The organism is Snodgrassella sp. (assembly GCF_024103505.1).
GTDB classification, from domain to species: domain Bacteria; phylum Pseudomonadota; class Gammaproteobacteria; order Burkholderiales; family Neisseriaceae; genus Snodgrassella; species Snodgrassella communis.
In genome coordinates, this window is record NZ_JAGGIJ010000006.1 from 157,846 (window position 1) to 184,336 (window position 26,491).

A 26,491-nucleotide genomic window follows, 5' to 3' on the forward strand; every position below is an offset into this window, starting at 1 on the left:
TTTATTGCGTCAATTACAGACAACAGCCAATTTTCACCCGATATATACAGGCTGCTTACACATAGCTGGAGATGGTTTCGATGCTAGACAATTTATCCGATCGCTTTAGTAAAATTGCGAAAACCCTGCGCGGACAGGCGCGTTTGAGTGAAGACAATATTAAAGATGCCCTGCGCGAAGTACGCATGGCGCTACTGGAAGCAGACGTTGCCCTGCCAGTTGTAAAAAATTTCATGGCTTCTGTAAAAGAACGTGCAGTTGGGCAGGAAGTCATTGGCAGCCTCACACCGGGACAGGCATTTATCGGGGTGGTGAATGACGCCCTTACCGAGCTGATGGGTACTGAGAACAGCAGCCTCAATCTGGCCGCGGTACCGCCGGCTGTCATCCTGATGGCGGGTTTGCAGGGGGCAGGTAAAACCACCACTGTAGGCAAACTGGCACGGCTGCTGAAAAACGAACAAAAGAAAAAAGTGCTGGTGGTTTCCGCCGACGTGTACCGACCAGCAGCGATTGAACAGTTAAAATTGCTGGCCCAGCAGGTTGAGGTGGATTTTTTTCCATCTCATGAAGGTGAACAACCAGTTAGCATTGCCCTGAATGCACTGGATCACGCCAAAAAACATTTCTATGATGTATTAATGGTCGATACCGCTGGTCGGCTGGCTATTGACCAGAAAATGATGGACGAAATCCAGCAGATTCATGCAGCAATTAATCCCGTGGAAACACTGTTTGTGGTGGACGCCATGCAAGGGCAGGATGCTGTAAACACGGCACAGGCCTTTAATGACACCCTGCCCCTAACCGGTGTGGTATTAACCAAAATGGACGGTGATGCCCGTGGTGGTGCTGCCTTATCAGTACGCCATGTAACCGGCAAACCGATTAAGTTCATCGGTGTCGGCGAAAAAATCAATGGTCTGGAACCATTTTATCCTGATCGTCTGGCTTCACGCATTCTTGGCATGGGCGATGTACTCTCACTGATTGAGGATGTACAAAAAGGCATTGATGAAAAAACCGCACAGCAGATGGCCAAAAAGCTGCATAAAGGCAAAGGTTTTGACCTGAATGACTTTAAAGCACAGATTCAGCAGATGCGCAAAATGGGCGGGATTGAATCGATTATGGCCAAACTACCGGGCGACATGGGACAAATGGCCAAGCAGGTACCGGAAGGCACAGCAGAAAAAGCCATGAGCCGGGTAGAAGCCATCATCAATTCAATGACAGCCAAAGAACGTGCCAACCCACAGCTGATTAAAGCCAGCCGCAAACGCCGCATTGCCAATGGTTCTGGCGTTACCGTGCAGGAAGTAAACAAAATGCTCAAACAATTTGAGCAATCACAGAAAATGATGAAATCATTTACTAAAGGCGGAATGGGTAAATTGATGCGTCTGGCCAAAGGCATAAAAGGCATCATCCCTCAATAATCACCCCAAACTGCCTGACTAGTTCAGGCAGTTTTTTATTTCTGCTATCGGTGCCACCTCAACAGACAGTTTTAATTCAGCCTGTACATACTGATATTTTTATTGTAAATTATTTAGGACAGTTGATTTTTTCTGTTCAATCACTCTACTTAAAAAAAGGAGTAATATTATGCGTAAATTTAATGATAAAGGCTTTTTTCGAGCCAACCAGTAAACGCCGTAAAGGTTTCCCGTCCGAAACCAGCGTTAAACGCGGATTAGTACGGATTGTTCATGGCGATAAAATTCTGCATGAAAAGCTGGGTCGCAATGATCGTTGTCCATGCGGCTCTGGCCGCAGCTTTCAAAAAATGTTGCCTAAAAACAGGCTGCTTTCGATGGCAGCAACAGACATGACTATTTCCGCTGATGTCTGCCACTTGTATCGTTACTGATTTAATCAGCCTTTAATTGCTATCTTCCGGTATGCTACTAGTGTTACCAGCATACCGGAAAATTATTAATTGCTTTTGCATAGCTGATTGATGGGCAAATAATCAACAGATACAGCAATTGGGCTATGCTGGCACCAATATCAGCCAATCACCATACCGATATACACTGCACTTCACTTTTTCACCGATCTTATCGACAAATCATTACTCATCTTATTTACTTTCGCACACTAACAACGCGTAGTTTGCTGCCATATTATTCAGACGCTAACAAAAGCGCATCATCTTAAACCATGCATTAATGCATGAGTTATAATTGAAGTCTTATTTTTTGATTTTTCCTAACTCAGTAACCATGTTAAACACCCAATATTCTCCCAGTGAAATCGAAACCCGTTTGTATCAGCAGTGGGAACAGCGCGGCTACTTCGACCCGTCTCTAGATTTAAGTAAACCCTCTTTCGCTATTCAGCTGCCACCACCAAATGTTACCGGTACCCTGCATATGGGACATGCGTTTAACCAGACCATCATGGATGGATTAACACGTTATCACCGCATGAAAGGCGAAAACGTCTGCTGGATACCCGGTTCCGACCATGCCGGTATAGCTACTCAGATTGTGGTGGAACGCCAGCTAGCTGTGGAAAATATTTCCCGCCATGATTTGGGTCGTGAAGCGTTTATTGCCAAAATCTGGGATTGGAAAAAATTCTCCGGTGGCACCATTACCGAGCAAATGCGTCGCGTCGGCTGCTCAGTAGACTGGAGCCGTGAATACTTCACCATGGACGAAGTCCGTGCTGAGGTGGTAACCGAAGTATTTGTACGCCTGTTTGAGCAGGGACTGATTTATCGTGGTAAACGGCTGGTAAACTGGGATCCGGTACTGGGTACAGCGGTATCCGATCTGGAAGTGGAAAACATCGAGGAAAACGGCCATATGTGGCACATCCGCTATCCACTGGCTGACGACCCGAACAATGCGCTGATTGTAGCCACTACCCGCCCAGAAACCTTACTAGGCGACGTAGCCGTGGCTGTACATCCTGAAGATGAACGCTATGCCGGCTTTATTGGTAAACAGGTAATCCTGCCATTATCCGGCCGCACTATTCCAGTCATTGCCGATGAATATGTGGATAAAGACTTTGGCACTGGCTGCGTAAAAATCACACCAGCACACGATTTCAACGATTACGAAGTGGGTAAACGCCACCAAACTGTACTGATTAACGTACTGAGTCTGGATGCCAAAATCCTGCCGCAGGCAGAAGTGTTTGATTTTCAGGGGCAGGCACAGACAGCTATCAACCTGCCGGCGAAATATGCTGGTTTAGATCGTTTTGCTGCACGTAAACAGATGATAGCCGACCTTGAAGCAGAAGGCTTACTGGTTAAGATAGAAGAACACAAACTGATGACGCCAAAAGGCGACCGTACCGGCAGTGTGATTGAACCGATGCTCACCAGTCAGTGGTTTGTCGCCATGACCCGCAGTGCCAACAATAATGTTGCCCATCCGGAACCAGAATCAGAATTCAAAGGTAAAACCTTAACCGAAAAATGTATCCATGCCGTGGAAAGCGGACAGGTACGCTTTATCCCGGAAAACTGGGTAAATACCTATAACCAGTGGATGAACAATATTCAGGACTGGTGCATCTCGCGCCAGCTATGGTGGGGACACCAGATTCCGGCCTGGTATGACCAGACCGGCCACGTATATGTTGCACGCAATGAAGCCGAAGCACGTGCACAGGCCGGAACAGATGCAGTATTAACCCGCGATGAAGATGTACTGGATACATGGTTTTCTTCCGCACTAGTACCCTTCTCTACTCTGGGCTGGCCGCAAGACACACCCGAATTGCAGGCATTCCTGCCGTCTCAGGTACTGGTAACCGGCTATGAAATCATTTTCTTCTGGGTAGCGCGCATGATTATGATGACTACCCACTTCACTGGTAAAGTACCATTTCATGATGTCTATATTCATGGCATGGTGCGCGACCATGAAGGCAAAAAAATGTCTAAATCCGAGGGCAATGTGATTGACCCGGTAGATTTGATTGATGGCATTGATCTGGAAAAACTACTGGTAAAACGCACAACTGGCCTGCGCCGGCCGGAAAAAGCGCCACAAGTAATCAAAGCCACACAAAAACTTTTCCCTGATGGCATTCCGGTATTTGGTGCAGATGCACTGCGCTTTACCATGGCCAGCTATGCCAGCCTTGGTCGCAGCATTAATTTTGACTTCAAACGTGCTGAGGGCTATCGCAACTTCTGTAACAAACTGTGGAATGCCAGCCGCTTTGTGCTGATGAATATTGAAAACCACGATTGCGGACAGAACGAAAGCCTGCCATTAAACTACAGTTTCGTTGATAAATGGCTGCTGACCCGTCTGCAACAGACTATCACCGCAGTGAGCGAAGCAATGGATACCTACCGCTTCGATATGGCCGCACAAACACTGTATGAATTTATCTGGAATGAGTACTGCGACTGGTACGTAGAGCTGGCCAAAACCCAGCTCCAGTGTGGTGACGAAGCACAACAGCGCGCAACACGGCGTACACTGGTACGGGTACTGGAAGTGGTGTTGCGGCTGCTGCACCCGATTATGCCATTTATTACGGAAGAATTGTGGCAAACCATCGCGCCTTTGGCCAATGCAAAGCATACCGAAAGCATCATGCTGTCAGCATGGCCACAGGCAGACAACAGCCTGACTGATACCGAGGCAGTAAACCAGATGCATTATTTGCAGGAGCTGGTGAATTCCGTACGTAATCTGCGTGGTGAAATGGGGCTGGCCATGAGTGTAAAAGTGCCGCTGCTGGTAGAAAGTTCAACAGATTTGAGCACATTATTGCCCTATCTACTGCTTATGGCTCGCCTGAGTGAAGCCAGACAAATAGCACAGCTGCCGGAAAGTGATGATGCTCCTGTAGCAGTATGTCAGGGCGCACACCTGATGCTGAAAGTAGAGATAGACAAAGCTGCCGAAACCGCACGTCTGCAAAAAGAAGCAGAAAAACTCCAGAAAAACATCGATAAAATTACTACTAAGCTGGCCAAACCGGGCTATACCGATAAAGCACCGGCACATCTGGTAGAGAAAGACCGTAGCGAACTGGCACAACTGCAGGACAAAATGGCCAAAATCAACTTGCAATTGCAGAAATACCGCTAATTAAATTATTTACTTTGTCATAGCAACCACCAGACCATAAGCATATATATTTGCTCAGTCTGGTGGTTTTTCATACCAAATTTTCATATCAATTAAGTATAATTTAATATTAGGCGAAAATAATTTATTTTTTTAAAAACATACATTTAAACAAGTACAATATATTTAATTTGTATTTGATTTACACATTATTATTTTATTTTATAATAATCTTATGTAAAATTCAGCAATAATGATTTGTTTTTTGGCCTATTATTCCAAAGACATATGAACTGGATATACTGAAAGATTGGAGCAATAAGATGGTAAATACATCTAAATACTCGTCCCTCAACATCGTCCTGATTCAGACACGTGAAGCATTACTTTCCCATTTTCGCCCCATGCTGAACGATATCGGCATCACCGACCAGCAATGGCGTATTATCCGCCTACTGGCAGAAAATGGTATCATGGATTTTCAGGATCTGGCTAGACAGACATGCATTCTGCGCCCAAGCCTCACTGGTATCTTGACGCGACTGGAAAAACTGAATTATGTGGTTCGCCTCAAACCCTCCAATGACCAGCGAAGAGTATTTCTGAAACTGACACCAACAGGAGAAAAACTGTATGAGGATTTCTGTGTTGAAGTAGATGCGCGCTACAAAGTACTGGAACAGCGCTTTACTCAGGAAAAGCTGCAACAACTGGGTAAACTGCTGAAAGAATTTACCAATATCGCTGTTGATAAAGAAGAAAAAGAAGCCAGATAACATGGATCAACCATCTTCAGCTATGGCTTTGCAATACCGGGAAGCCATGTCCAAAGTGGCGGCAGCAGTATTTGTCGTCACCACAGAAGGTTCTGCCGGCCGTTATGGCATCACGCTCACTGCTGTCACCTCAGTAACGGACACCCCACCCACACTCTTATTATGTATTAACCGCAATGCGCGTATTCAGCCAATTCTGCGTGCCAACAGGCAGTTGTGTATTAATGTTCTGGCCACTACACAGCAAGATGTAGCCGAACACTTTGCCGGCATGACATCTATTCCAGCAACTGAGCGCTTTTTGCAGAATGAGTGGCAAAATCATCAGCATACCACCCAGCCTCAGCTAGTAGGTGCACTGGCACATTTACATGGTCATATTATCGACAGTCATGATATGGGCAGTCACAGCGTGTTTTATATAGCCATTGAACATATCCACGTGAATTCGCAGGAAAATCAGGGGTTGGTGTATTTTCAGCGGCAGTTTGCTCAAACTACTGCACTAACAGATCAAACAAGCTACGGCTAAATCATTTATCTACCAAACTGGCTATTACTACCTGTTAGCACTGATAAACAAAAACGGACCGTCCATACAGGTACAGTCCGTTATCACTGGCAGAAATATTTATTTTACAATCTGTACCAGCTCACCCGCTGCATAGCGGTTAGCCATTTTTTCCAAAGAAATCGGTTTAATCTTGTCTGCATGACCAGCGGCGCCAAATGCGACATAGCGATCGATACATATCTGTTTCATTGCTTTAATGGTTTCAGTAAAGTATTTGCGCGGATCGAATTCTGCCGGATGTGTAGCCAGAAAACGGCGGATGGCTCCCGTACTGGCCAGACGTAAATCAGTATCAATATTTACTTTGCGCACACCGTATTTAATCCCTTCCACAATCTCTTCCACCGGCACACCGTAAGTTTCCGGAATATTGCCACCATACTCATTGATAACCTGTAACCACTCCTGCGGTACCGAGCTGGAGCCATGCATCACCAGATGGGTATTGGGCAGGCGTTCGTGAATTTCACGAATGCGGTCAATACGCAATACATCACCAGTTGGCTTACGAGTAAATTTATAGGCACCATGGCTGGTACCAATAGCAATTGCCAGCGCATCTACACCCGTATCCTGCACAAAGCGCGCAGCTTCATCCACACTGGTGAGCATCTGCTCATGGCTGAGCTTACCAGCAGCGCCTACACCATCTTCTTCGCCGGCTTCACCCGTTTCCAGATTACCCAGACAACCGATTTCACCCTCAACTGATACCCCGCAGGCATGTGCCATATACACAGTTTTACGCGTAACATCCACATTGTACTCATAAGTAGAAGGTGTTTTAGCATCACTCAGCAGCGAACCGTCCATCATAACTGATGAAAAACCCAGCTGAATAGAACGCTGACAAACTTCTGGCGATGCACCGTGATCCTGATGCATGACCACCGGAATATGCGGAAATTCTTCAGTAGCTGCCAGAATCAAATGACGCAAAAATGGTGCACCAGCATATTTACGCGCACCGGCACTGGCTTGCACAATCACCGGAGCGTTAACTTCATCGGCCGCTTCCATAATCGCGCGCATTTGTTCAAGATTATTGACATTAAACGCCGGCAGACCATAACTGTTTTCAGCAGCATGATCCAGCAGTTGACGCATAGAAACTAAAGCCATGAGATTCTCCGTGTGTACTTAGCAATAATGGGTAAAAATTCGGCGTAATTATACCACCATGAGCCATATTTGTAGGCTTGAGCATAAACTATTCGGCAAACCCATATCTAAACAAATAACCACATGAATTATTGAAAAAAAACGACTTGTTCGCGTCGTACAGTCAATGGCAGCCAGTCACCTGCATTCACTGCCTGATGCAGTGGCAGCCACCAGCGTAATACCCCGTATTGCGGATGCAGCAACTTCACATCATATAATCTGGCGGTTAAACCCACCTCAATTACCTGTACCTGCACCCCGTTTTGCCGGTCGTATTGCAGCGCATTCTGCGGTATATAGCAGGTATCACTGACATTATCGCAGCCCAGCAGACGCGCAGCCCAAGCATCTGCCGGCTGCGCCAGCAATTCAGAAATCTTACCCTGCTGCACCCAGCGACCATACCTAAGTAGGCAAATGCGATCAGCCAGCGCAAATGCCTCTAGCGGACTATGAGTAACCAACACAGTAGGGCATTTCTGCTGGCGTAGCAAACGCAAGGTTAATTGCTGCAAACTGGCACGCAAAGTCGTATCCAGTGCTGAAAAAGGTTCATCTAACAGCAATGCCTGTGGTTGCAGAACCAATGCCCGCGCCAACGCTACCCGTTGCCGCTCCCCGCCGGATAATACCCCTACCGGCTGAGTAGCTGCCTCAGCCAGCCCCACTTCAGTTAAAAGCTGTTGTGCCTGCTGCCGAGCGCTTGATTTACTTACCCCATGCATACGCAGGCCAAAAGCTACATTCTGCCAGACATTCAGATGTGGCAACAAAGCATAGTCCTGAAACATCAATCCGATACGGCGCCGTTCTGGCTGCAAGAAAGTGACATCTGTATCATTAATCAATATTTTGCCACTATCCGGTTTCGTCAGACCTGCTGCCATATTCAGCAAAGTCGACTTACCACTGCCACTCTCACCCAATACCGCCACCAGCTCACCATCGGCCACTTGCAGACTTAAACCCTCTGCCACCACCTTACCAGCAAACTTCTTATGAACCTGCTGCCAGCTCAGCATATGCGTTGTTCCTTTCTGTCTCTACCCCACTCCAGCAAGGCAAAAATCAGCATTGCCAGCAACATCAGCAGTAAGGTCAGCACCATCGCACGGTCATAGTTATCACGCCCTGCTGTACTCAGATAATAATAAATCAGCGTAGTTAACGTCTGCCATTCAGGCCGCGATAAAAACAGCGTGGCCGCAAATTCCCCGACACAGGTAGCCGCCGCCAGTGCCAGCCCGCGCTGTATAGCCGGACGCAACAGCGGTAAAATCACATACAGCAGCACCTGTATGCGACTAGCTCCCAGAGTCCGCGCCGCCTGTGTATAACTACGCGGCAAACTATCCCACGCCGCCAGCACATCCTTAGTAATAAACGGATAGGCAAGCAGCGCATAGGCACATACCAGCATGCTTAATGATGCCGCCCAATCTGGGTAGCACAATAACAGTCCAAACGACACACACACAGGCGACACCATAAACGGCAAGAAAGTTAGCATGCGCAACCACACCAGCCGCCGCGCCAGTGCCGCATGCGTACAACCCAGCAGCAGCGCTAACACCATTGCCATTGCAGTAAAGCGCAAAGTATTCCAAAACGCTTGCCATGTAGTGCTTTCCAGTAATACCAGCCATGAGCTGCCCGCCAGCCCAGCACGCCAGCCAACCGCCAGCAGCGGCAGCACACAACAGCCTAGCAACAGCAGCAATGCCAGCAATAGCGCCAGTTTCTGCCGTGCAGTCGGTTTTTGTGGAGGTCGCATCTGCACCACTGCCGTTTGTGCCGTATATTTACTCAGACAGGCATACACAACACCAGCTAGAAAAGTCGTTGCCAGCGTCCACAGCACCAGCACACCGGCCTGTGCCATATCCAGCTCATAGGCAATCAGCTGGTAAATCTGCACTTCCAGCGTAATGTAACGCTGCCCCCCCAGCAACAAAGCCAAACCAAAACCAGAGAAACAGTACAAAAACACCATGCACATACCACCAGCCAACCACGGCAACATTTGCGGCAACTCAACATAAACAAAACGCTGCCACACCCCTGCACCCAGAGTCTGCGCCGCATACAAACGCGTCGCCGGTACCTGACACAAGCCCTGATAGGCCGCACGTACCATCACTGGCAGATTAAAAAAAACATTGCCATACAACAATAACCACGGTGTTTCTTCCCAGCCACGCCACAACAGCCCCTGCGCCCCGAACAGTGCCAGAATCCCCATACCAGCCACCAGCGTTGGCATCACAAACGGCAGCATCAGCAAACGCAACACCCAGCTTCGGCCTACAAACTGCAAACGGGTAACCACCCACGCCACCGGCACCCCCAGCAACAAAGTCAGCCCGCTGCTGATAGCGGCCTGCCAAGTTGTCCAGCCCAGTAAACGGCGCAAATACTCATCCTGCCAAACCATACGGAAACTGTCTGCATCCGTTTGTTGCAGCATCGTCCACAACGGCAGCAGCACCACAGCCAGTAAAAACAGCAGCGGCAACAGTAACAGCATTCCCAGCAGCACTTTTTGCGCCATACCACCAGCGTTTGCTTTAATGCCGTTTACCTTCATATGCACCTGTTCATTACCTTTAAACTCACCGTTTGTACAATCAAACAGGGCACCACCATGCCCTGTTGTTACTCCCTAATCTAGCGATGGCAGACAGCCCTATTTCAGAGCAGCGCCCAACATCTGCCTAGCGTTGCACCACCTTCACCCACTGCTTTACCCAGCCTTGCTGTTTTGCGGCCATATCAGCCATACCCGGTTGGGCAACAATAGTAGGAATACTCATATGAGCATATACCGGTGGCAGCTTCACCCCTTTCACAGCCGGATAAACCCACATTGATGTAGGTATGGCACTTTGTACCTGATTGCTTTGCAGATATTGCACCAGCTTCGCCGCCAGTACCGGCTGGCTGGCATTATTCAGCACCGCAGCACCTTCAATCTGGCGGAATACCGCACCCTTAAAGCGCAAATCCCCAGTTGGCGGCGTCTGGTATTTGCCTTTACCATAATACACCTCGGCTACCGGACTGGAAGCATAGCTCACCACCATCGGCCGGCTACCACCATTTAGCGTGAAATCAGTGTAATAAGCCTCACTCCAGCCCTTGGCCACTTTCACCCCGTTCTGGCGCATTTTTGCCCACCACTGCCACGTACCCTGTTCACCGAGGCCACCAATATTGGCCAGCAGAAACCCCAGCCCCACCGTTGAAGTGGCCGGACTAGGCACCACCAGCAAATCCCTGTAAGCCGGGCTGGCCAGCTCTTCCAGCGAGCGCGGTAAAGGTTTCTTGTGTTTCTGGAACCAGGCCTTATCATAATTAATAGCAATATAGCCATAATCCACTGCCAGCACCTGCGGCAAGTCCACGTTTACCGCGCGGCTGGCCGGCTGGCTGGCAGCAAACAGCTTAAACTGCTGTGCCTTGCTGATATTACTGTTATCCAGACCATACACCGCATCGGCAATCGGTTTGGCACGCGTTAAAATCAGCTTATTAAGCATCTCATTGCCACTGCCAACCTTAATCACAGTTAACTTAACCTGATTATCCTGCTCAAACTGAGCCAGAACATTTTTCGGCAAAGCAAAAGAATCATGCACTGCCAGACGCACTTCAGGCTGCGCCTGTGCCCATGCGGCCATCAGCATACATAATGCCCCGATTAACCACCTACCTGCCTTCATCCCAGCCTCCTGCACTTAAAATTATCCATATCCTGTGTACAATCATACCTGTTTTACGTGTACATAGTACAAACCTGACGCCAACTTACAAATCATGACAACCCATTACTGGCTATTCGATCTTGACAATACCCTGCATCAGGCGGATGCAGGCATCTTCAGCATTATCAATCAGCACATGACCGCCTATCTGGCTACTAACCTGCACATAAACAGCGCAGCAGCCTCACAACTGCGCCAGCAATACTGGCAGGACTACGGCGCCACACTGGCGGGGCTCAGACTGCATCATCCCAAAATAAACCTGCACAACTTTCTGCTTGCCTGTCATCCACTGGCGCAGATTCTGCCCCTGTTGCAGCCCATGCCACAGCTACAGTACACATTGGCACACCTGCCCGGACACAAAATAGTTTTTTCCAACGGGCCCAGCCATTACGTGCAGGCACTCATAAGCGCCATGCAAATTCAGCCACACTTCCATGCCCTGCTTGGCACAGACAACCTTGAGCTATACCACAAACCCCACCCTCAAGCCTACCACAACCTGTGCCGGCAGCTGCATATACAGCCACAACAATGCATCATGGTAGATGACAGTCTGGCCAACCTGAAAACCGCACATACACTGGGCATGCGTACCGTATGGTATGGAAAACACAGCCATCCCACCCCTGAAATCAATGCCACAGCCCCAGACATGTCCAGCCTACTGCACATCGCCTCAGACCTATTGTGAGACGCTATACGCCAGCACACAAATTCTCTACAATAACAGCCTATAAATCACCAACCACAAAGGACAACACCATGCGTGCGGGAATCTGTTTATTATGCGGTTTACTGGCTCTCAGTGGCTGCACATGGGAAACCTATCAAGACGCTACCGGCCAAACCAGACTGCGCCAGAAATACGAGCCGGGTACACGAGTGGTATATCAGGATGGTACCTACTCGCACAACATGCGTTACAACAGCATGCGTCCCGAACCCCATGCCATGAAACCCAGCGTAGGTGATGCCAACGAAAAACTACCGGCACATACCCACTGGGCAAACCCAGACAGCAGTGCCGAATAATCCACCTACACCCACACACAGGGCTGCCAGAATCAGACATGAATTCCGGCAGCCCGTTTAAACATCTGAATACATACTGATTTATGCCTACTACACCCCTTAATATCGTTATCCTCGCTGCCGGCAAAGGCACCCGCATGTATTCCCGCCTGCCCAAAGTACTGCATGAAATCGGTGGCATCAGCATGCTCCAGCGCGTTATCCACACCGCCCAGAGCCTGCACCCCGACAACATCAGCGTCGTCATCGGCCATGGTAAAGAATTAGTGCGGCAACGCATTCAGGCAGATGTGCACTGGGTTGAACAAAACCAGCAGCTGGGTACCGGCCATGCAGTAAAAATGGCACTGCCACACCTGAGCAGCAACGGACGTACCCTGATCCTGTATGGCGACGTACCCCTAATTGACCAGCAAACCTTACAGAATTTACTCAGCATTGCCGGTGAAGATATCGGCCTGCTGACCGACGTACTCGACAATCCCACCGGCTATGGCCGCATCATTCGCGAACAAGGTAACGTCATAGCCATTGTCGAAGAAAAAGATGCCACCAGCACCGAAAAAGCCATCCGCGAAACCAACACCGGCATCTTCGTACTGCCCAATCACAAACTAGCACAATGGCTCAATGCCCTGCAAAACCATAACGCCCAGCAGGAATACTACCTCACCGATGTAATTGCACTGGCACAGCAGGACAACATCCCCGTACATCCGCTACAGGTACGCACCTCATGGCTGGCAGCAGGTGTAAACAACAAACAGCAACTGGCACAACTAGAACGCATCCTGCAACAGCAGCAGGCCACCGCCCTGCTTCAGGCCGGCGTTACCCTGCGCGACCCGGCACGCTTCGATTTACGCGGCCAGCTCACCCACGGACAGGACGTAACAATCGACATCAACGTCGTACTCGAAGGCAACATAGAACTGGGCGACAACGTAACCATCGGAGCCAACTGCATAATTAAAAACACCATCATCGGTGCCGGCACCACCATTCACCCCAACTCCCATCTGGATAACTGCATCATTGGCAGCAATGCCCAGATTGGTCCATTTGCCCGTCTGCGCCCACAGGCACAGATTGGCGACGCCGTACACATCGGCAACTTTGTCGAAGTTAAAAACAGCACCATCGGCTATGGCAGCAAAGCCAACCACCTAACCTATCTGGGCGACGCCACCGTCGGCGAACACAGCAACATCGGTGCCGGCACCATCACCTGCAACTACGATGGCGTCAACAAATACCGCACCACCATCGGCAATCAGGTACGCATCGGCTCCGGCAACATGCTGATTGCGCCCATCACCATCGGCGACCGCGCCACCACCGGCGCCGGCAGTACCCTGAGCAGAAACTGCCCAGCCGACAAACTCACACTGGCGCGCAGCCGCCAAACCACCCTGCCAGAATGGCAGCGTCCTGAAAAACCAGCCAAAGAGTAATCCCCCTCCTTATTCACGCCATCAACCCATCATGCTACAACCGCATGACGAGTTGATGGCTGCCTACCGCCACCCTTCTTCACCCACGCAAACAGCCCATCAAACATCAACTAAACACTCAAAAACCAGATACACAAAACACATAATCACAACAAAATTAAATAAAACAGAATCATAAACCGCATAATAATTACATAAAAAGCCATATTATTGACACAAACCCCTAACAAAACTGCTTCACTTAGCCATCCATGCATGCAAATTAACAACCAAACGTAATATCATGCACAATAAAAATGATTCCCACTTAAAACAACAACAAAATACCTACATCCAAAGGTTTAGCGCAGTGTCAACACTTACCCTCGATCAACTACCGTTTGGGCAACCGGCAGTGATTACCCACCTATTGCCAGAATCCCTACCATTTCGCCGCCGCCTGTTAGCCATGGGCATCACCCCCGGCAGCCACGTCACCGTTATCCGCACCGCACCCTTGGGCGACCCGCTGGAAATCAAAACCCGTGGTTTCTACCTATGTCTGCGGCGTAGCGAAGCAAAAGCCATTAGCGTAGTTGAGGTAAAAAAATGAAAATTGCATTAATTGGTAATCCCAACAGCGGCAAAAGCACCCTCTTCAACACCCTTACCGGTTCCCGCCAGCAAGTAGGTAACTGGCCGGGCGTCACCGTTGAGCGCAAAACCGGCAGCATCCAGATAAACCAGCAACCAATTGAAATCGTCGACCTTCCCGGCACCTATGCCATCGAAAACCTCGACATAGCCGCCTCACAGGACGAAATGATAGCGCGCGAATTCGTCCTCAACGAACCCGACACCCTGATTATCAACATCATCGACGCCACCAACCTGCAACGCAGCCTATACCTTACCTTTCAGCTACTTGACCTGAAACGTCCCATGCTGGTGGTACTCAACATGATGGACGCCCTGCACAACATAGGCGAAAACATCAACATCAGCACCCTTACCCACCAGCTCGGCTGTCCGGTTATCGCCATTTCTGCCGCCAAAAAAACCGGCCTGTCCCAACTGCAACAAGCCATAACCGCAGCCATTACCCATCCCGTACCAGCCAACCCACAGCTGGATACCCTTGGCAGCAAACATAGCAGCATCATCCGCAACCATCTGGCACAACTACCCGCAGACAGCACCGTTCACCAGCTCGACCAGTGGGCACTGATTGAACTGCTACTCAAACAAAATCCCATCCCCCTTAGCGAAGCAGAAAACCACACCTTGCAACAGTGCCGCGATGCCCTGTCCGACTGGTGCAACCACGAAATCGACATCGCACTGGCCAGCGCCCGTTACGACGCCATCGACCAGCTAAGCCGTAGCGTTATCGAAAAGCCACGCGAAGCCAACCTGTCACTGTCAGACAAAATCGATCGCATCACCCTTGGTCGCTACAGCGGCATCCCGTTTTTCCTGCTTGTCATGTACCTCATGTTCATGCTGGCAGTAAAATTCGGTTCCGTATTCATCGACTTTTTTGACATCCTTTTCGGCACCATATTTGTCGACGGCTTTTCCACCCTACTCACCAGAATTGGCGCGCCAGAGTGGCTGATTGCCATCCTCGCCAACGGCATCGGTAGCGGCATACAGACCGTCGCCACCTTTATTCCCGTTATAGCCGCCATGTTCCTGTGCCTGTCATTTCTCGAAGATTCCGGCTATCTGGCGCGTGCCGCCATGGTAGTCGACAGAGGCATGCGCGCCATCGGCTTACCGGGCAAAGCTTTCGTACCCATGCTGGTAGGCTTCGGCTGTGGTGTACCAGCCATCATGGGCACACGCACCCTCGACAGCACCCGCGACCGCCTCATGTCCATCAGCATGATTCCATTCATGTCCTGTGGTGCCAGACTACCGGTATATACCCTCTTTGCCGTCATCTTCTTCCCCCACAACGCCTCTACCGTCGTATTTATCCTTTACCTGCTCGGCATAGCCGTAGCCATCCTCACCGGCTTCATCCTCAAACACACCCTACTGCCGGGTGCCATCACCCCATTCATCATGGAAATGCCCGCCTACCGTCTGCCTACCCTGCGCGGTATGCTCTACCTCACATGGTCACGCCTCAAAGGCTTTATCTTCCGCGCCGGACAGGCCATCGTCCTCATGGTAACCATCCTCAGCCTGCTCAACTCACTTGGCAGCGATGGCTCTTTCGGCCACAACGACAGCAGCCAGTCTGTCCTGTCTGTAGCCAGCCAGAAAATCACCCCGGCATTTGCCCCCATGGGCATCAGCGAACACAACTGGCCGGCTACCGTAGGCATATTTACCGGCATCTTTGCCAAAGAAGCCGTCATTGCCACCCTCAACTCCCTGTACTCCATGAAAGCAGAAGAAAATGGCGGCGAAGAACACTTCAACCTGCAAGCCGGCGTCATCAAAGCCCTGCAAACCATTCCCGCCAACATCAAAGAACTGGCCAGCTCCTTCCTCGACCCCCTTGGCTTCAGCGCACTAGACCAGAGCGCCGACAGCGTACAGCAGGATATGGACATCAGCGCCAGAACCATTACCAAACTAGAAGCCTCCTTTGGCAGCAGTACCGCAGCCATGGCCTACCTCATATTCATCCTACTGTACACCCCATGCGCCGCCGCCCTTGGCACCATCTACCGCGAAGCAGGCGCGCGCTGGATGCTGTTTGTCGCCGGCTGGACATTTCTCACTGGCTGGAGCTGCGCCACCGTCTACTACCAATACCATCAGCTTAGTCATAGCACCAGCGCCCCTTACTGGATTGCCGGCGTAGCCTGCCTTTTCAGCATCATCGTCTGCGCCATGAAACTCATCGGCAGCCGGTGGCAGACCAGCCAGCCAACCATAAAAACCAGCCCACGCAGCACAAACAACGGCTGCCACTAAATAGCCAACTATTTTTACCAACTATCAAACATATTGACACTCAACAGCAGACCGATGACCATAGCCAGTGGCTAACTAAAAAGTTGACGCTGCACTAAAAAGCAAAACATGACATACACCTAATGAAGTAATTACCATTGCTTCGCATCGCCGAACCGAGTTACTAACTGAGCTGAAAAATGCAAGTCAAATGGACAGATAAGGCATGAGCTAACTTAAACATCATTGTGCGCTAACCTTCCAGAAGAACCCAACAGCGGCATTTGATATTGAAGATTTGATATTGAACAGCGTTCAAAATTAATCACTATATATAGCCTATCATCAATACCATGCAGCATTTAGGTACTACCAAGGCCAAAATGGAATTTTTGACTTACCAGAAAGTGCCGCGAATCATCATTGGTAATGGATTATGAATAAACAAGAAACACAGTTGATCGAGATTGAAAAAAAAGCTGATGAGCTTATGCAGGCAATAAATGCTTTTGCATTTGCTCTTCGCCATGAACATCAATTTTTCCCAGATATAACCGTTAGCCTATGTGCTGAGGCCATACACAATATTTCTAATATATCTGCTCTTGTTTATAGCTTAAATCCTGAATTGAAACCATCATATCTACAAACAACTGATTTCTCTAATGCACTTGAAGAGGTTAAAGAACAATTAACATGGTGCTTTCCGCCTTGTACAAAAAAGCATATAGAACAAGAATAATAATGAGCCAGTACAGCTAAAAAAAGCCCGTTTGGATTTTTTTCATTGTTTAGCTGTACTAGCTCAAACCTAATCTGACAGACACCACCTACTCATCGGCATTACCTCGCAATAGCTTAGCGCCCTCCCTGCAGCGGTCACGCCCCATCAAATAATTAACGAATCCAGCTGCGCCACCTTTTCCTCGATTAAAAACTGAACAATCATAATCAGCCTTCAAGATAGCCACCAACGGCATTTAAAGCCCGTTCTGTGGCTGCCAGATGGATAATGATAGTAAAGGCATCTAACTGCTTCAGGGCACCAACCTTAACAACCCCGTTAATGTTTCGGGCTATCTGGTTTATATCAATAAAGTAGCCATTAGCAATAAGTTACTTACACCTTGTAAAGTGTTTGCAATAGTATAGACATTTTTACCCAAACAAATAGTGATATTTTCCTCATCATCACTATCTATTTATTCAATATTCAACAGCTCAACCAACAGCAACCACCCACCAGAGGATTACCAGCACATGCTCATCACCGCCATTCGCGATTACCTCCACACCATCGGACAGGCTAGCCTGCAAGATTTAGCGCGCCATTTTCAAGTACAGGAAAGTGCCATGGAGCAAATGCTCGCTTTCTGGCTCAGAAAAGGCACCATTCGCCAGCTTACCCCCAGCCAGCCCGCCTGTAACCAGAACAAATGCAGCGACTGCATCGCCTGCCCCGACGGCGTAAAAAAAATCTATCAAATCACCACCAGCCCACATACAACCATTCCCATCAACCCAATTAATCACAGCACCTGACAACCCCCTATCTAAGTCAAAACACATTAGCAACGTGACAGCATAAATCAATGTCAAATCCATATTAACCAGAACAAATAACTGACAGCACAGCAGCACAAAAATAACGCATTTGATAAATAAAGATAATTTATTCAAAATATCCACAACCACAAATCATCAACATAGCCATACCTACCGCTTAGCATCAGCCACCATTAACAAACACTACTGTGCAAACCAGTCATTTCCATTACAATCATCTTCTCAAACAAAATAGAAACAGCATCAACAGGCGCCGCGATGCACACCAGACAGACTACCACTGCTGCATTAGCCCATAACCAGCAACAGCATAGCCCGTCTCACCATAACCCCGCATCCGCACCACTCAGCCTGTTCGTAGCAAAAGGATAAACCATGTGTGGCATAGTCGGCGCCATTCGCGCTCAGAATAACGTAGTAGAATTTCTTACCAGCGGTCTTGAACGACTGGAATATCGCGGTTATGACTCCTCAGGCATCGCCGTATGGACACCAAATAGCATCGAACGCGTGCGCCGCGTCGGCCGCGTCAAACTCATGGAAGAAGCCGCACAGGCCGCCGGCCTCAAAGGCTGCCTTGGCATCGGCCACACCCGCTGGGCTACCCACGGCGGCGTTACCGAACCCAACGCCCACCCGCATATCTCCAACGACCAGATTGCCATCGTCCACAACGGCATCATCGAAAACTTCGAAGCCGAACGCAGCCGCCTCCAAGCACTGGGCTATGAATTCACCTCACAAACCGACACCGAAGTCATCGCCCACAGCATTCATTACGAATACACCCACACCAGCAGCGGCAACCTGTTTCAGGCTGTTCAGACCGCGTGCCAACGCTTTCAGGGTGCCTACGCCATCGGCGTGATCGCCAAAGACAACCCCGACCAACTCATCGCAGCACGCATGGGCTGCCCCCTGTTAGTAGCACTGGGTGAAAACGAAAGCTTTATCGCCTCCGACGTCTCCGCCGTTATCGCCTATACCCGTCGCGTCGTCTTCCTCGAAGATGGCGACATCGTCCAGCTATCCACACAAGGCATCGACACCCTGCTCGACAAACACAACCAGCCAGCACAGCGCGAAATCAAAATGTCCGAGCTGTCACTCGCCTCTCTCGAACTGGGGCTATACAGCCACTTCATGCAAAAAGAAATCCACGAACAGCCCAAAGCCATCACCGACACCGCCGAAGTATTTCTCGTTGGCGGCTTTGAGCCAGAAAACTTTGGCGCCAGCGCCGCCAGCATCTTCGAGCGCATCCGCAGCATCAAAATCCTTGCTTGCGGCACCTCCTACTATGCCGCCCTTACCGCGCGCTACTGGCTCGAAGCCATCGCCCAGATACCCACCGATGTCGAAATTGCCAGCGAATACCGCTACCGCAAAGTCATCGCCGACCCCGAGCAACTCATCATCACCATCTCCCAGTCCGGCGAAACCCTCGACACCATGGAAGCACTCAAATATGCCAAATCACTTGGCATACAGCACAGCCTGTCCATCTGCAACGTCATGGAATCCGCCCTGCCGCGCGAAAGCGAACTGGTACTGTATACCCGTGCCGGCGCCGAAATCGGCGTAGCCTCCACCAAAGCCTTTACCACCCAGCTAGTAGCCCTATTTGGCTTAGCTGTAACACTGGGCAAAATGCGCCGACTGGTTACCCCTGCAGAAGAAGAACAATACACCAGCGAACTGCGCCTGCTGCCCGGCAGCGTACAACACGTACTCAACCTCGAACCGCAAATCGCCAGCTGGGCAAACCAGTTTGCCGCCAAAAACAACGCCCTCTTCCTTGGCCGCGGCATCCACTACCCCATCGCCTTAGAAGGCGCACTGAAACTCAAAGAAATCACCTACATCCACGCCGAAGCCTATCCCGCCGGCGAACTCAAGCACGGCCCACTGGCACTGGTAGACCAGAACATGCCCGTCGTCGTCATTGCGCCCAACGACAGCCTGCTGGAAAAAGTCAAAGCCAACATGCAGGAAGTAGCAGCACGCGGCGGCGAACTCTTCGTCTTCACCGACCTCGATAGCGAATTCACCGCCGGCGCAGGCGTCCACATCATCCGCACCCCGCGCCATATGGGCGTACTCTCCCCAATCGTCCACACCATACCCGTACAGCTACTGGCCTACCACACCGCACTGGCACGCGGCACCGATGTGGATAAACCGCGCAATCTGGCGAAATCGGTGACGGTGGAGTAAAAAACAATTTAATTTAAAAATCTATTTAACTTTTAAATTCAATATAAATAAAGCCTCTACTTTTGAATTTAAGTAGGGGCTTAATAATTTAAATAAATAATAATTTTTTAGTAACTAAATTACAATTACCCCCTAAAATAGTAGGGTTCCTGATCATCGCATCATTCTGTAACCTAGGTTGATAATGGTAAGCGCAGTGGTTTAAACCAACAATAAAGCAGCCCATAACAATAGTAACAGAATGACTTTCTTGTAGCTCCAAAGCCCAGGCTTTACGTGCCTTAATAGGCACTAGAGCTTTTTTATGATTTCCTCCTGAAGCTGAGATTTTAAGCTTAGCTCAGCAAACATCTGCTTAAGCTTACGGTTTTCAGCCTCCAGCTCCTTTAAACGTTTGATATCTGAAGTTTCCATACCACCGTATTTGTCGCGCCATTTATAAAAAGTTGAATTCCCCATACCATATTTACGGCAAAGTTCTTTAACGGGGATACCGGCTTCAGCTTCTTTCAATATAGATACAATCTGATGTTCAGTCATTTTTTTCATGATTAAATCCTCTGTGGGTTATCTGTGGGTTAATGGAGAGAATTTTCTACTTTTTGGCTGTACTATTTTAGGGGATAGTTACAATTGAATATTAAATTCATGGTGCTTCTCATTTTTGTTAGTAAGTTACTATTAGTATTAGGACAATTAATGGTGTTTCTAATTGATTACATAGATCAATTGACATCCATTGGTTACCATGGACGATCAAATAAATTTTTAACCAAATAGTTGTATAAATATTCTTAACATTTGATTATTAAAATCTAATGCTACTTATAGTCTGTCGACTTAAAGTCATCAAAAAGATATAAATTCAAAAACTAATTCTATGTTATTCGGATAAATAATGACGCTACAAAAAATAGTGGCTAGAAATATTTTTTACTATAGGAATAAGATGCATATTTCACAAGAAAAGCTTGCAGAGATATGTGGATATCATAGGACTTATATTGGTTCTGTTGAAAGAGGAGAACGTAATATAACGTTAACTACTATTGAGTCAATATCTCAAGCATTTGGTATTGAGCCTTATAAACTTTTAATGAAAATTGATGAATGAAATATTTATGTGTAAACCTATAAAACCTAAATCTATGTCAGATGCTTTCTTTGAAAAATGTTTATCTGTTAAATCAAAGCGACCTAAAACCGTTATCGATCATTTATTAACTTATGGTTCTATTACTACAGAAGAATTAAGCGAACTCTACGGATATGATCATCCTCCTCGAGCAATTAGAGATGTGAGAGAAAATGGAATTCCATTAGAAACATATAGAGTTAAAAGTCCAAAAACAGGAAGAATGATTGCTGCTTATAAGTTTGGCGATCCTTCACAAATTATTGCCGGAAGAATCGGCGGTAGAAAAGCTTTTTCAAAGGAGTTTAAACAGCAACTTGTTGATTATTATGATTCAAGATCTACATTAAGTAATGAAAGATTAGAACCTAGATATTTACAAATTGATCACCGAATACCTTATGAAATTTCGGGAAATGATTCAGCAGAAAAAATAGAAGAATATATGCTTCTTGATGCATCGGAACAAAGAACAAAAAGCTGGTCATGTGAAAACTGTAAAAATTTCAAAGAAATTAAGAATATGAATATCTGTAAAGAATGTTTTTGGGCATATCCTGAAAATTATAACCATATTGCAATGCATCCTCAACGGCGGTTGGATATTGTTTTTAATAATGATGATATTGATATCTATGATAAAATGGACACTCTATCTAAAGAAAATAATAAATCCGTACAAATCTTAACTAAAGAGGCAATAAGCTTGTACTTAAAGCATAAGTCATGATTTGTGTTACTAGGAACCTAGGTTGACATCGTTTGTTTGAAAATTTAGTTTAGGTTTTAACATTTCATAAAATATTTTCCTAAAATAGAAAAATGGCAATATGTTTCAGCAATATTTCTATGCTTTTTAGCCTATTTTAAAAAATGTTAACTTTTACAAGAGACATATCTGTTTTGGCTTTTATACATGATTGACAGTTTGCTTAAAGAAAGTTTAATTTTTCTGATAAGTAAAGTCTTTCAAATGTTGTTTGATTTTTCCCATTTAGAGTCGCTTGAGATGACCTACCAGCATTGATTAGAAAATGTTTCATGTTTAAATAATCAGGAAGTATCGCTGTATACTCTGCATTCCCTGTTTTTCCATCATAAGATAGAATAAAATCAATATTTCTCTTATTTAAATATTCTAAACCTTGTATTAAGTTTTCCTTTTCTAATTGGGAAAAGTAACGCCTATCTTTTCCATTAGATGTCCCATGATATGGTGGATCCATATATATAAAATCATTTTTTTGGGCTATAGGTAATACATCCATAAAATCACCACAAAAAATTTCAGTTCTATTTTTTAGTAAAAAGCTAGCTCTATTAATTGATTCAGCCATTTTATTTGGGTGTGTTCCGGCTCTTCTTTTGTCAGCTGATTGGGTAAACTCCCCCTTTTTATTGAATCTTATAGCATTTTTCACACATCTAACAATTAAGTACAGTAAATCGATGGGATCCCTATACTGATTAAATCTTTCTCTTATTAGATTAAAGTCTATATTATTTTCATTAGCTACAGCTGACCATATTTTTTTATATTTTTCGGAGGTTTTATTAGGCTCATCTATGATTAGTTTCCACAGTTCCATTAATTCTGGTTGTTTATCATTGATAATAAATCGCTTAGCTAAGTTATGATGAGCTGCAAACAAAGTAATTGCAGCAGAACCCGCAAAAGGTTCTATCAAACAATCAATATTGCTTGGAAATAGTGAGCAAATTTGATTAGCAATCTTTCTTTTACTCCCTTGATAAGGAATAGGATGGGGTATTTTATTACACATAAAAACTTTTTATCTGATACTTATAGTCATCATATCATAAATAGATATAAAGTTTATAATTCTAAATTGATAGAATCAATTTGTAAATACCCCATAGTTAGAACAAGATTCAAGTAGAAAATCATGCTGCTTGTTTTAGTGTTTTATACTCAATCGGCGTCATATTATTTAATGCTTCATGAGGTCTTTCAGTATTATAAATGGTTAGCCATTCTTCGGTTACCTTTCTTGCTTGTTCTAGATTATTAAATAAATATAAATCCAATATTTCCGTGCGATAGGTACGATTAAATCGTTCAATATACCCGTTTTGATATGGACTGCCGGGGTTGATGTAATCTATAGTTATACCATGTGATTTTGCCCAATTAGTAAACGTGTTTCCAGTGAATTCCGGTCCATTATCTACTCGTATTTTTAGTGGATAACCATGATATTCGGCCAGTTTATCCAGATAACGGGTAATCCTGCCAGCTGGTAAACTGACCGCAATATCAATGCCTAGCGCCTCACGATTAAAGTCATCTATCACATTGAAAGTTCTAAAGCGTCGTTGATTGCGACTGCCGTCACTCATAAAATCCATTGACCCGCATTCACCTTGTTTATTGGGTACTGATAGCCTTTCCGGGCTTCGTGGTGGAATACGCTGTTTACGCTTTACCCTGAGATTAAGCTTCAATTCACAATACACCCGATACACACGTTTATGATTCCATTTATAGCCGAGCTTTCTGATGCGATTAAAACACTTGGGAAAGCCCCAGCGTAAATGCTTATCGGTGATCGCACTGAGTACCGACCTAATCACTGAATCATCCGGTAACTTGGGCTGATAATAGTAAGCACAGCGGCTTAAGCCAACAATAGCGCAGCTCATAGCAATAGTAACAAAATGATTTTCTTGTAACTCCAAAGCCCATGCTTTACGTGCCTTGGTAGGCACTATAGCTTTTTTATGATTTCCTCCTGAAGCTGAGATTTTAAACTGAGCTCAGCAAACATCTGCTTAAGCTTGCGGTTTTCAGCCTCCAGCTCCTTTAAACGTTTGATATCGGAGGTTTCCATACCACCGTATTTTTCCCGCCATTTATAAAAAGTTGAATTACCCATACCATATTTACGACAAAGTTCTTTGACAGGAATACCGACTTCAGCTTCTTTTAAAATAGATACGATTTGATGCTCAGTCATCTTTTTCATGTTCAAATACTCTGTGGGTTAATGAAGAAAATTTTCTACTTTCTGGATGTAGTATTTTAGGAGATAGTTAGATATCATATTTCTTCCCATGCAAAGATTTGCCGTCATTACCAATACAAAATAATGCTCACCAGACGTGATTTTTCTGAATTACAATTAGTTTTTGTTAACCTGAACTGCTGTTTTGATAATTTACACTATAGAATTTAGATTATAATTTTGTATTGGAAAACTAAGCTTTAGTTTATGCACAGAATCTTCTTAATTATGTTAAGCAAGTCTGTGCAATTATATCATCAAACCATAAATTTTATTTCAAATAAAGGCGATGCTGAATGCAATATGTTGAGACTAGCCATAATGACAAATACCAGATTGCGATATTGGCTTTTCTGGTCGCATTTTTTACTTATATTTGTGTTTACGGTTTTGAGCTTACACACTTCGGTTTGTCGATAGATGAGGAATTTAATAACAATATTTCCCATACTATTGCTATTGGCAGATGGGGGCATGCCTTATTAAAAGCCAGTATTTATCCTGAGCCTTTTATTCCTTTTTATACTGAGATGCTGACCTTTATTTTATTGTCAGCTTCATGTGCGCTAATTGTTTATACCTTTTCCCTGAGCCTGAAACAAACGCTTTTCTTTGCGGTTTTATATGCTTCCTCCGCACAGTTTGCTTATCAGCTCCAATTTCTCAACCAATGTGATACGGTGGCCACAGCCATACTGTTGTCGTCTATAGCTGTATATTTAATCGTTAGAAAGAATTCCTTTCTGCATACAGTCCTTATTCCGGCTTTGCTGTTAGGTTATGCTGTAGCCATTTATCAGTCGATAATCTTTTTTTCTTATTCTTTATTGCTTGCCTATTTGTTGCTAGATATAGTTAGAGACACAGAAGATAGCAGGCATTTAAAACTGATATTCAGGTTAATAATAGCTTCAATTATCGGGCTAATCCTGTATTTTGTGCTGGGAGAATTAATTCTGAATTATTACCATCTTCACTCAGAATCTTATTTAAGTGATATGTTTACCTGGCTTGAGGAATCACCCAAACAGGCACTGAAAAAGATTAGTCGCAGTATCGAACATTATTTTACTCTCAAAGCACCTTACGGGATGAATACGTTTGTACTGGCTGTTGTATTTTTAATCCTGCCGCTATTTTATCCGCTAAGAAGAAAAACAAGATACAGTTTGTATGCATTTTTAAGCATCATCACTTTGTTTTCCATGAATATAGTGCTTGGCGAGGAATTATCGGCCAGAACAATGACCAGCTTTGCTATATTTTTGGCCTCTGCTGGACTAATTAGTTTTATTATTATCAGAAAAAATAAATATTTATGGGCCATAGCGGCTTTTTCATTTCTGTACGGTATGGCCACCGTGAGTAATCTTTTTTATACTGACTATATTGCCTACAAAAAAGATTACCGGCTGGCTTCTGCTATTGCCAACGATATAGCTACAGAATTGAATGTATCTTTGGAATCGCCAGTTAAAGTCTATTTCTTTGGCGCGCTGGATATTAAACGGGTAAACCGACCCAAAAATTCGGATATGTTCGGTGCTTCATTTCTTAACTGGGATCATGGTAATTCTGACAGAATTTCTGCATTTATGAATAAAACAGAAATCGCCAACATTGTGCCCGCATCCTATGATGAGATTAAATCGGATTTAAATGCGGTATATACAGCACCTGTCTGGCCGCAGAAAGGCAGTATTTTGCAGATAAAAGATGTGGTGGTGGTAAAACTGGGGCAAAATGTAGGTTATTGCCCGAATGGTATTAAAGAAAATACTAATCCTCAACAGTGTTTATAAGATTATCGACCTGTTTTTTATTATCCTGA

Annotated in this window: 22 protein-coding genes and 1 pseudogene; 16 read left to right on the forward strand and 7 right to left on the reverse strand. The window is 46.1% G+C overall.

The annotated features are described in order from the left end of the window. The first annotated feature begins 80 nt into the window (after positions 1-80). From ffh to hpaC, 5 genes are all read left to right on the forward strand, one after another. The gene (ffh, locus tag J6578_RS07720) at positions 81-1,439 is read left to right on the forward strand and encodes a signal recognition particle protein (protein ID WP_093091774.1); all 1,359 of its coding nucleotides are present in this window, start codon (positions 81-83) and stop codon (positions 1,437-1,439) included. Between the two features lie 182 nt (positions 1,440-1,621). Further along, a complete protein-coding gene (locus tag J6578_RS07725) occupies positions 1,622-1,873 on the forward strand; it encodes an SEC-C metal-binding domain-containing protein (protein ID WP_239366454.1) in 252 nt (83 codons plus the stop codon). A gap of 355 nt (positions 1,874-2,228) precedes the next feature. Beyond that, positions 2,229-5,075 carry a valine--tRNA ligase gene (locus J6578_RS07730; RefSeq protein ID WP_287954278.1) on the forward strand — a complete coding sequence of 949 codons (2,847 nt, stop codon included), beginning with the start codon at positions 2,229-2,231 and terminating at the stop codon, positions 5,073-5,075. Between the two features lie 302 nt (positions 5,076-5,377). Beyond that, the gene (hpaR, locus tag J6578_RS07735; RefSeq protein ID WP_037407454.1) at positions 5,378-5,830 is read left to right on the forward strand and encodes a homoprotocatechuate degradation operon regulator HpaR; all 453 of its coding nucleotides are present in this window, start codon (positions 5,378-5,380) and stop codon (positions 5,828-5,830) included. Between the two features lies 1 nt (position 5,831). Beyond that, positions 5,832-6,362 (forward strand): 4-hydroxyphenylacetate 3-monooxygenase, reductase component, encoded by a 531-nt coding sequence (gene hpaC, locus J6578_RS07740; RefSeq protein ID WP_239366470.1) that lies wholly within the window; start codon positions 5,832-5,834, stop codon positions 6,360-6,362. Between the two features lie 99 nt (positions 6,363-6,461). Here the strand turns inward: hpaC and fba are convergent, their stop codons facing one another. The 4 genes from fba to J6578_RS07760 form a co-directional block, all read right to left on the reverse strand. Beyond that, the gene (fba, locus tag J6578_RS07745; protein WP_037407455.1) at positions 6,462-7,526 is read right to left on the reverse strand and encodes a class II fructose-bisphosphate aldolase; all 1,065 of its coding nucleotides are present in this window, start codon (positions 7,524-7,526) and stop codon (positions 6,462-6,464) included. A 128-nt stretch (positions 7,527-7,654) separates the two neighbouring features. Then, complete coding sequence (locus tag J6578_RS07750; protein ID WP_287954282.1) at positions 7,655-8,590, reverse strand: ABC transporter ATP-binding protein; 936 nt, start codon at positions 8,588-8,590, stop codon at positions 7,655-7,657. Continuing rightward, positions 8,584-10,155: an ABC transporter permease gene (locus tag J6578_RS07755; RefSeq protein ID WP_502957994.1), complete on the reverse strand. Its 1,572-nt coding sequence runs from the start codon at positions 10,153-10,155 to the stop codon at positions 8,584-8,586. The genes J6578_RS07750 and J6578_RS07755 overlap by 7 nt, the downstream gene beginning before the upstream one ends. A gap of 127 nt (positions 10,156-10,282) precedes the next feature. Next, on the reverse strand, positions 10,283-11,290 hold the full coding sequence (locus J6578_RS07760) for a thiamine ABC transporter substrate-binding protein (protein WP_287954283.1): 1,008 nt from the start codon (positions 11,288-11,290) through the stop codon (positions 10,283-10,285). Between the two features lie 94 nt (positions 11,291-11,384). Between J6578_RS07760 and J6578_RS07765 the strand changes: the two genes are divergently transcribed. The 8 genes from J6578_RS07765 (at position 11,385) to glmS (ending at position 20,499) form a co-directional block, all read left to right on the forward strand. Next, positions 11,385-12,029, forward strand: coding sequence for a pyrimidine 5'-nucleotidase (locus J6578_RS07765; RefSeq protein WP_287954285.1), 645 nt, complete (start codon positions 11,385-11,387; stop codon positions 12,027-12,029). Between the two features lie 71 nt (positions 12,030-12,100). Beyond that, positions 12,101-12,370, forward strand: coding sequence for a spore cortex protein (locus J6578_RS07770; RefSeq protein ID WP_100150045.1), 270 nt, complete (start codon positions 12,101-12,103; stop codon positions 12,368-12,370). Positions 12,371-12,453: 83 nt separating this feature from the next. Then, positions 12,454-13,824, forward strand: coding sequence for a bifunctional UDP-N-acetylglucosamine diphosphorylase/glucosamine-1-phosphate N-acetyltransferase GlmU (glmU, locus tag J6578_RS07775; RefSeq protein ID WP_287954286.1), 1,371 nt, complete (start codon positions 12,454-12,456; stop codon positions 13,822-13,824). Between the two features lie 349 nt (positions 13,825-14,173). Continuing rightward, entirely contained in the window at positions 14,174-14,416 is a 243-nt protein-coding gene (locus J6578_RS07780; protein ID WP_287954287.1) for a FeoA family protein, read from the forward strand. Then, positions 14,413-16,737: a Fe(2+) transporter permease subunit FeoB gene (feoB, locus tag J6578_RS07785; RefSeq protein WP_287954288.1), complete on the forward strand. Its 2,325-nt coding sequence runs from the start codon at positions 14,413-14,415 to the stop codon at positions 16,735-16,737. The genes J6578_RS07780 and feoB overlap by 4 nt, the downstream gene beginning before the upstream one ends. A 415-nt stretch (positions 16,738-17,152) precedes the next feature. Continuing rightward, positions 17,153-17,458: a hypothetical protein gene (locus tag J6578_RS07790; protein ID WP_100150040.1), complete on the forward strand. Its 306-nt coding sequence runs from the start codon at positions 17,153-17,155 to the stop codon at positions 17,456-17,458. A gap of 518 nt (positions 17,459-17,976) precedes the next feature. Continuing rightward, complete coding sequence (locus J6578_RS07795) at positions 17,977-18,258, forward strand: FeoC-like transcriptional regulator (protein WP_080701825.1); 282 nt, start codon at positions 17,977-17,979, stop codon at positions 18,256-18,258. A 399-nt stretch (positions 18,259-18,657) separates the two neighbouring features. Further along, positions 18,658-20,499 (forward strand): glutamine--fructose-6-phosphate transaminase (isomerizing), encoded by a 1,842-nt coding sequence (glmS, locus tag J6578_RS07800; protein ID WP_287954289.1) that lies wholly within the window; start codon positions 18,658-18,660, stop codon positions 20,497-20,499. Positions 20,500-20,825: 326 nt separating this feature from the next. On the opposite strand, the pseudogene J6578_RS07805 reads toward glmS, so the two are convergent. Then, positions 20,826-21,048 (reverse strand): annotated as a pseudogene (locus J6578_RS07805) (transposase); the annotation flags it as partial. A gap of 400 nt (positions 21,049-21,448) precedes the next feature. Between J6578_RS07805 and J6578_RS07810 the strand changes: the two are divergent. Next, entirely contained in the window at positions 21,449-21,613 is a 165-nt protein-coding gene (locus J6578_RS07810; protein WP_502957991.1) for a helix-turn-helix domain-containing protein, read from the forward strand. Further along, a complete protein-coding gene (locus tag J6578_RS07815) occupies positions 21,606-22,364 on the forward strand; it encodes a helix-turn-helix domain-containing protein (RefSeq protein WP_287954290.1) in 759 nt (252 codons plus the stop codon). Before J6578_RS07810 ends, J6578_RS07815 begins: the two co-directional genes overlap by 8 nt. Positions 22,365-22,566: 202 nt before the next feature. On the opposite strand, the gene J6578_RS07820 is transcribed toward J6578_RS07815, so the two are convergent. Together J6578_RS07820 and J6578_RS07825 are read right to left on the reverse strand one after the other, a co-directional pair. Beyond that, a complete protein-coding gene (locus J6578_RS07820) occupies positions 22,567-23,418 on the reverse strand; it encodes a Dam family site-specific DNA-(adenine-N6)-methyltransferase (RefSeq protein WP_287954291.1) in 852 nt (283 codons plus the stop codon). 121 nt (positions 23,419-23,539) lie between these two features. Continuing rightward, positions 23,540-24,627 (reverse strand): IS3 family transposase gene (locus tag J6578_RS07825; protein ID WP_502957992.1). Its coding sequence is split into 2 segments (ribosomal slippage): positions 23,540-24,378 and positions 24,378-24,627, totalling 1,089 coding nucleotides; the frame shifts between segments, so codons are not numbered across the junction. Positions 24,628-24,956: 329 nt separating this feature from the next. Between J6578_RS07825 and J6578_RS07830 the strand changes: the two genes are divergently transcribed. Further along, on the forward strand, positions 24,957-26,462 hold the full coding sequence (locus J6578_RS07830) for a glucosyltransferase domain-containing protein (RefSeq protein ID WP_287954292.1): 1,506 nt from the start codon (positions 24,957-24,959) through the stop codon (positions 26,460-26,462). Positions 26,463-26,491: the final 29 nt, after the last annotated feature.